This window comes from Actinotalea ferrariae (assembly GCF_019733465.1).
In the GTDB taxonomy this organism is placed as follows: domain Bacteria; phylum Actinomycetota; class Actinomycetes; order Actinomycetales; family Cellulomonadaceae; genus Actinotalea; species Actinotalea ferrariae_A.
Genome location: NZ_JACVQL010000237.1, coordinates 1 through 7,241, shown reverse-complemented (window position 1 = coordinate 7,241; position 7,241 = coordinate 1). Strand labels below are relative to the sequence as shown.

Annotated in this window: 7 protein-coding genes; 3 read left to right on the top strand and 4 right to left on the bottom strand. The window is 73.9% G+C overall.

From position 1 onward, the window contains the following. The 3 genes from ICW40_RS16630 to ICW40_RS16620 form a co-directional block, all read right to left on the bottom strand. Window positions 1–636, bottom strand: a 636-nt coding sequence (locus ICW40_RS16630; protein ID WP_221655125.1) for a PAS domain-containing protein, incomplete at its 3' end; no start/stop codon positions are given. Next, window positions 633–1,439 carry an alpha/beta fold hydrolase gene (locus tag ICW40_RS16625; RefSeq protein ID WP_308121875.1) on the bottom strand — a complete coding sequence of 269 codons (807 nt, stop codon included), beginning with the start codon at window positions 1,437–1,439 and terminating at the stop codon, window positions 633–635. The genes ICW40_RS16625 and ICW40_RS16630, both read right to left, overlap by 4 nt. Before the next feature lie 31 nt (window positions 1,440–1,470). After that, on the bottom strand, window positions 1,471–2,088 hold the full coding sequence (locus ICW40_RS16620; RefSeq protein WP_221655124.1) for a TetR/AcrR family transcriptional regulator: 618 nt from the start codon (window positions 2,086–2,088) through the stop codon (window positions 1,471–1,473). A gap of 88 nt (window positions 2,089–2,176) precedes the next feature. Here ICW40_RS16620 and ICW40_RS16615 point away from each other — a divergent pair, with 88 nt between their 5' ends. After that, the gene (locus tag ICW40_RS16615) at window positions 2,177–3,922 is read left to right on the top strand and encodes an MDR family MFS transporter (protein WP_308121874.1); all 1,746 of its coding nucleotides are present in this window, start codon (window positions 2,177–2,179) and stop codon (window positions 3,920–3,922) included. A gap of 9 nt (window positions 3,923–3,931) precedes the next feature. Continuing rightward, window positions 3,932–4,603: a ThuA domain-containing protein gene (locus ICW40_RS16610; protein ID WP_221655122.1), complete on the top strand. Its 672-nt coding sequence runs from the start codon at window positions 3,932–3,934 to the stop codon at window positions 4,601–4,603. A gap of 76 nt (window positions 4,604–4,679) precedes the next feature. Here ICW40_RS16610 and ICW40_RS16605 read toward each other — a convergent pair whose 3' ends face one another. Continuing rightward, entirely contained in the window at window positions 4,680–6,416 is a 1,737-nt protein-coding gene (locus ICW40_RS16605; protein WP_221655121.1) for a pyruvate dehydrogenase, read from the bottom strand. A gap of 135 nt (window positions 6,417–6,551) precedes the next feature. Between ICW40_RS16605 and ICW40_RS16600 the strand changes: the two genes are divergently transcribed. After that, a partial coding sequence (locus ICW40_RS16600; protein ID WP_308121873.1) for an NYN domain-containing protein occupies window positions 6,552–7,241 on the top strand: 690 nt, incomplete at its 3' end.

Sequence of the window (7,241 nt, the reverse complement as noted above, 5' to 3'; positions counted from 1 at the left end):
GGGCTCGGTGACGGACCGGCCCCCGGCCGGCCGGTGCCGGCGCAGCGCCCCCCGGTCGTCGGGCAGCCACAGCGCCGCCGAGCGGGCACCGAGGTGCTCGACCGCCGTCGTGAGCAGCGCCCGCGCGGCCGAGTCGACGCCGGACGCCACCGAGAGCGCCGCGGTGACGTGCTGCAGCGTCGAGAGCGCGCCCGCGGAGACCTCCGCGGCCGTGCGGGCGGCCAGCAGCTCGCGCTCGTACCGCGACCGCTCGCTCGCCCGGCTCAGCGCGACGTCGATGCCGTCGGCGCCGACCCGGGCGGACATCAGCACGGGCAGCCGGCCCGCGGGTCTCCGCTGCGCATGAAGCTCGACCGCGACCTCGTCGAAGCCGCCCTGCATGCGCAGCAGGGGACCGAGGTGCGTCTCCCAGTAGATGCGTCCACCGACGGAGAGGAGCGAGCTGAGCCGGCGCCCCACGACGTCGTCCTGCGCAGTCCCCAGCCAGTCCAGCAGCGTCCGGTTCGCGACGACGACCGTCCCGTCGAGGTCGGTCCGCAGCAGCGCGACCGGGGCGACGTGCCAGGCGTCGTCGTCCCGCGTCGTCGGTGCGTGGTCCGTCCGGTCGCCCGCCGGCTCCGCGGTGCGGCCGGTCACCGGAGCGCGGGCTCCAGGTAGGCGGTGATGGCCGCGACGACCTGGTCGGGCGCGCTGAGGTTCGGGCAGTGGCCGACGGCGTCGAGCACGACGAGCTCGCTCCCCGCCAGGTGCTCGTGCACGTAGCGGCCGACCTCCGGCGGCGCGATGACGTCCTCACGGCTCTGCAGCACCAGCGCGGGCGTCGTCACGCGGCTCAGGTCCGCACGGTTGTCGGAGAGGAACGTGGTGCGGGCGAAGCGGCGCGCGATGGCCGGGTCCGTCCGGCAGAACGAGTTCGTCAGCTCCGTCCCGAGCTCCGGCCGGTCCGGGGTGCCCATGATCACCGGCGCGATGAACTGCGACCAGCCCAGGTAGTTGTCGTCCATGGTCGCGAGGAGCTCGTCGATCTCGGCAGCCGTGAACCCGCCGCGGTAGGCGTCGTCGTCGACGTAGCGCGGGCTCGGGCAGACGAGGACGAGCCGGTCGAAGAGCTCGGGCCGCTCGGCCGCCGCGAGGAGCGCGATGGTCGCGCTGACCGAGTGCCCGACGACGACGGCGGGACCGAGGTCGACCGCCTCCAGGACCTGCACGAGGTCCTCGGCGTACCCCTCGAGGCGGGCGTAGCGCACCGGGTCGTAGGCCGAGAGGTCCGAGGCGCCCGCGCCCACGAGGTCGAACGTCACGACCCGGTGCGTCGCCTCGAAGGCAGGGGCGACGTGGCGCCACATCGACTTGTCGCAGCCGAAGCCGTGGGCGAGGACCAGGGGTGGTGCCCCCGGTTCGCCGCGGAGCTCGACCGCGTTCCTCGAGAGCAGGTCCACGGGCCCAGCGTAAGCGCCGTGGCGCCCGAGGTCACCGGCCGAGCGCCAGGGGCGCGGGCAGCCCCGCGGCCAGGACGTCGAAGGCCTCGCCGACGACGTCGCGGAACGGCCGCGTGAAGCCTGTGGTCCCGGCGTACCAGAGCGCGGTGCGCGCGGCGCTCGTCGCGACGGCGACCGCGAGCGCGGGGTACAGGTCCGTGGGCGGCGCGCCCATCCGGCGCGCGAGCGCCTCCGTCAGCGCCCGGTCGAGGTCGGCGGACGACCCTGCGAGCGCGGCGCGCAGGTGGGGATGGGCCTCGAGCACGCGCGCGCGCAGCGACCAGAACGTCTCGTCGATCGACACCGTGGCGGCGTAGGCGTCGAGGACGGCGCGGAGGGCGTCGAGCGGCGCCTCGTCCGCGGGCCGCGCGGTGAGCTCGGCGGCGAGCTGGCCGGCGACCTCGGGGTCGTTGCCGACGAGCGCGTCCTCCTTGCCGGCGAAGTAGTTGAAGAACGTGCGCGGCGAGACGTCCGCCGCGGCCGCGATCTCGTCGGTGGTCACGCCGTCCAGACCGTGCTCGGCCACGAGCGACAGCGCGGCGAGCCTCAGCGCGCGGCGGGTCGAGCGCTTCTTGCGCTCGCGGAGGGAGTCCGGGACGACGGGATCCATGACACCCAGCGTACGTCACTTGCGGAGTCTGCAAAACTGCAGATGGTGCGAACTTGCAGTCACTGCAAGTTCGGCGTACCGTCGTCGGGTGCCCAGACGCTCCACCACCGCCCCCGCCACCACCTCCGCCGCGCGCACCGCGACCGCGAACGCCGCGATCCCGCACACGCTCGACCGGGACGCACGCCGCGTCTTCATCGGCCTCGTCCTCGGCATGCTCGTCGCGGCGCTGAGCCAGACGATCGTGTCGCCCGCCATGCCGATCATCGTGAGCGAGCTGGGCGGCATGGAGCACTACAGCTGGCTCGCCACCGCGGCGATGCTCGCGTCGGCCGTCGTGGTCCCGATCGTCGGCAAGCTGTCCGACCTGTACGGGCGCCGGTCCTTCTATATCGCGGGACTGGTCGTGTTCATGGCCGGCTCGGTGCTGGCCGGGCTCGCGCAGGACTTCTGGTGGCTCGTCGGCGCGCGAGCGGTCCAGGGCCTCGGCATGGGCGCGCTCATGACGCTGTCCCAGACCATCATCGGCGACATCATCCCGCCCCGGCAGCGCGGCAAGTACCAGGGCCTCATGGGGGCCGTGTTCGGCCTCAACTCGATCGCCGGCCCGCTGCTCGGCGGGTTCATCACCGACCACTGGGGCTGGCGCTGGCTGTTCTTCACCGCCCTGCCCGTCGGCGTGGTGGCGCTCGTGGTGATCGTCCGGTTCCTGCACCTGCCGCACGTCCAGCGACGCGCGAAGGTCGACGTCGCGGGCATCCTCACGCTGTCCGCCGCGCTCGTCGCGATCCTGCTCGCCACCTCGTGGGGCGGCACGACGTACGCCTGGGACTCGGTGCAGATCCTCGGCCTCCTCGGTGCCGGCGCCGTGCTCCTGGCCGTGTTCGTGCCGATCGAGCTGCGCGCCGAGGAGCCCGTGCTGCCGCTCCGCCTCTTCCGCAGCTCGGTCTTCACGCTCGCGAACCTCGCCGGCTTCTTCGTCTCGATGGGCATGTTCGGCGCGATCTTCTACATCCCGGTCTACGCCCAGGGCGTGCTGGGCGTGAGCGCCACGAGCTCGGGCCTCATCGTCATGCCGATGAGCGCGGCGATGATCCTCGTCGGGATCGTCGTGGGCCTGCTCATCACGCGCTGGGGCCGGTACAAGGCCTTCGTGGTCGCCGGGACGCTCGTCCTGACCGGCGGCTTCCTCCTGCTCACGCGCATGCACCACGGCTCGTCGGAGCTGCAGCTCAGCGTCGCGATGGTCGTCATCGGCGTGGGCCTCGGTGGGGCGATGCAGACGTACACCCTGATCGTCCAGAACGCCGTCGACCGCCGGGACCTCGGGGTCGCGACCGCGGCGACCCAGTTCTTCCGCAGCGCGGGTGCGACCGTCGGGGTCGCGGTGCTCGGCACCATCATGAGCTCGCGCATCGCCACGGCGATCCCCGAGCACCTGCCGGCCGACGCGGCCGCCTCGCTGCCCGAGGGCGGCATCGACGCCGGCGCCGTGCTCGACCCGTCCGCGCTCGGCACGCTGCCGGACGCCGTCGCGCTGGCCGTGCGCCAGGGGCTCGCCGACGCGCTGCACGACGTCTTCCTGGCGGCCGTCCCGCTCGGCGTCCTGGCGGTGGTCGCGTCGGTGCTCATCAAGGCTCTGCCGCTGCGTCAGACGCTCGAGCAGGGCCCGTCGGCGGGCGCCGGCAGCGACGGCCCGTCGGGGACCGGCACCGATCGTCACGCGACCGACGCGACCGACGCGGTCGACGCCACGACCGGCGCGATCGCCGAGGCGGGCAACGAGGTGCTTCCCGCGGGCGCCCGCGGCGCCGTGCACGCCACGGGCGCCTAGGGTCGCCCCATGGCAGCCGAGGTGCTCGTGCTCAGCGGTCGCGGCCGGTACGCCGACCCGTGGCACGACCACGCGGCGACGTCGGCCGAGGTCGTGGCGGTGCTGCGCGCGCAGGGCGTCGACGCCCGGCTGCGCAGCACGTTCCCCGACGTGCTCGACGGCGTGACCGGGCTCCGGGCCGTCGTCGTCAACGCCGGCTCGGGTCGCGTGGACCCCGGCTTCGACGGCGACGACGACGCGTGGCGCGGCTTCCACGACCGGCTCGCCGACCTCGTCGCGGCGGGTGCGGGCGTCCTCGCGCTGCACCAGTCGGCGAACACCTTCACCGACGACGCGCGCTGGCGCGCGATGCTCGGCGGGCGCTGGCACGAGGGCTCGTGGCACCCGCCGCTCGGCGAGGCCACGTTCACGCCCGTGCGGCCCGACGCACACCCCGTCACGAGCGGCCTGGACGACGTCGTCGCGACGGACGAGCAGTACTGCGACCTCGAGGTGGACGCCGGGTGCCAGGTGCTCGTCACCACGCGGCACGACGGCGTCGACCGTCCGGTCGTCTGGGCGGCGCCCGGCCCGCACCGCGTCCTGTACGACGCGCTCGGTCACGACGTGCGCTCGTACGAGAGCCCCTCGCGCCTCGCGCTGCTGCGGCGTGAGCTCGCCTGGGTCCTGGGCGAGGGCTGAGCGCGGGTCTGGTCGTTCCGAACGCCGGTCCTCGTCCGAGCCGGTCCTCGTCCGAGCCGGTCCCGGTCCTGTCGGCTCAGGGCCGGGGGATGTTCCTGAGGTTCGCGCGCGCCAGGTCGACCATCTTCCCCACGCCGCCGCCGAGGATCGTCTTGCTCGCCGAGAGCGCGAAGCCCTTGATCTGCTCGGCCGTGATGGCGGGCGGGATCGAGAGGGCGTTGGCGTCGGTGACGAACTCCATGAGCACCGGTCCGGGACGCGAGAGGCCGTCGGCGAGCGACTCGCGGACGAGCGCCGGGTCCTCGACCCGGATCGCGTCGATCCCCACGCCACGGGCGATCGCCGAGAAGTCGGTGGCCTCGTGGTCGGTCCCGAACTCGACGATGCCGTCGACCATCATCTCGAGCTTGACCATGCCGAGGGACGCGTTGTTGAAGAGCACGATCTTCACGGGCAGGCGGTGCAGCCGGACCGTGAGCAGCTCGCCCATCAGCATCGCCAGGCCGCCGTCGCCGGACATGCTGACGACCTGGCGCGACCGGTCGGCGAGCTGGGCGCCGATGGCGTGCGGCAGGGCGTTGGCCATGCTGCCGTGCCGGAACGAGCCGATGACGCGGCGTCGGCCGTTCGGCGTGAGGTAGCGCGCGGCCCACACGTTGCACATGCCCGTGTCGACCGTGAAGACGGCGTCGTCCGCCGCGAGGTCGTCGAGCTGCGCCGCGACCCACTCCGGGTGGATCGGTCGCATGGTCTCGACCTGACGCGTGTAGGCCCCGACGACCTTCTCGAGCGACTCGGCGTGCTCGCGGAGCATCCCGTCGAGGAACCGGCGGTCCGTCTTGCGCTCGAGCAGCGGCAGCACGGCGCGGATGGTCTCGCCGACGTCGCCGACGACGGCGACCTCGAGCGGCGTGCGCCGGCCGAGCCGCACCGGGTCGGCGTCGACCTGGGCCGTGCGCCGCTGGGGGAGGAAGTTCGCGTACGGGAAGTCCGTGCCGAGCATGAGCAGCAGGTCCGCCTCGTGCGTCGCCTTGTGGGCGGCGCCGTAGCCGAGCAGGCCGCTCATGCCGACGTCATACGGGTTGTCGTGCTGGATCCACTCCTTGCCGCCGAGCGCGTGGGCGACGGGTGCGAGGACGGCCTCCGCGAGCTGCATGACCTCGGCGTGCGCATCCCGTGTGCCGGCGCCGCAGAAGAGCGTCACGGTGCGGGCCGCGTTGAGCGCGTCGGCGAGCGCACGGACCTGGTCCGGCGGCGGCACGACGCGCGACGGTCCCGGCGCGACGACGCTCGGCACGGTCGGGTTGCCGGACTCCGCGCCCGCGACGTCGCCCGGCAGGACGAGCACCGACACGCCGCGACGGCCGAGGGCGGTCTGGATCGCGACCCGCAGGGCCCGCGGCATCTGCGCGGGCGTCACGACCTCGCACCACTCGCTGCAGTCCTGGAACGTCCGCTCGGGGTGCGTCTCCTGGAAGAAGCCCGTGCCGATCTCGGCCGTCTGGATGTGCGACGCGATGGCCAGCACCGGTGCGCCCGAGCGCTGGGCGTCGTAGAGGCCCTGGAGGAGGTGGGTGTTGCCCGGCCCGCAGGACCCTGCGCAGACCGCGAGCCTGCCCGTGACCTGCGCCTCCGCCGCCGCGGCGAAGGCGCCGGCCTCCTCGTTGTGCACGTGCACCCACTCGATGCCGTCGGTCCGGCGGATCGCGTCGACCACGGGGTTGAGGCTGTCGCCGACGACGCCGTAGACGCGTTCGACGCCGGCGTCGCGGAGCATCCGGATCAGCTGCTCGGCGACGGTGGGGTTGGCCATGGTCCTCCTCGGGCGAGGGCGACGGCGCCGCGGTGCGGGCTGGGCGCCTCGCCGCGGTCTCCTCGCCGTCGTCCTCGCCACCGTAACCAGGCGCCCCGGGCGCCGCGACGGGGCAGGGCGCGAGAGGATGCCCGGGTGACCACCGACATCGGCTACCCCGAGACCGGTCGACGCCTGCGCTGCGCGCTGTTCGTCGACTTCGACAACGTCTACCTGGGGCTGCGTCGCCTCGACCCGGCCGCGGCCGAGGCCTTCGCCGGCTCGCCCGGTCACTGGCTTCGCGCGCTCGAGAGCGGCAGCGACGTCGACGGCGACTTCTCACGCCGCTTCCTCATCCGGGCCTGCTACTTGAACCCCTCGGCGTTCTCCCAGTTCCGGCCCAACTTCACGCGCGCCGGCTTCAGCGTGGTCGACTGCCCGTCCCTCACGCAGCAGGGCAAGAGCAGCGCGGACATCAACCTCGTGCTCGACGCGGTCGACGCGCTCGCGGCGTCCACGCACTACGACGAGTTCGTCATCCTCTCGGCCGACGCCGACTTCACGCCCCTGGCGCTGCGGTGCCGCGCCGCGGACCGCCGCGTCACGATCATCACGGCGGGTCCCGCGGCGAGCGCGTACCGGGCGGTCGCGGACACGGTCGTGACGGCCGACGAGCTGGCCGAGCTCGTGCGCCACCCGGACAGCGCGGCCGACGCGGACGACCTCGTGACCATGGGTCAGACCGTGCGGTCCGGCAACGGGTCCTCCGGCCGCGGCCGGGGCCGCCGGGGCTCGGGCAACGGCTCGGGCGACGGCGCAGGTCAGGGCCCGGGCGACGGCTCGGCC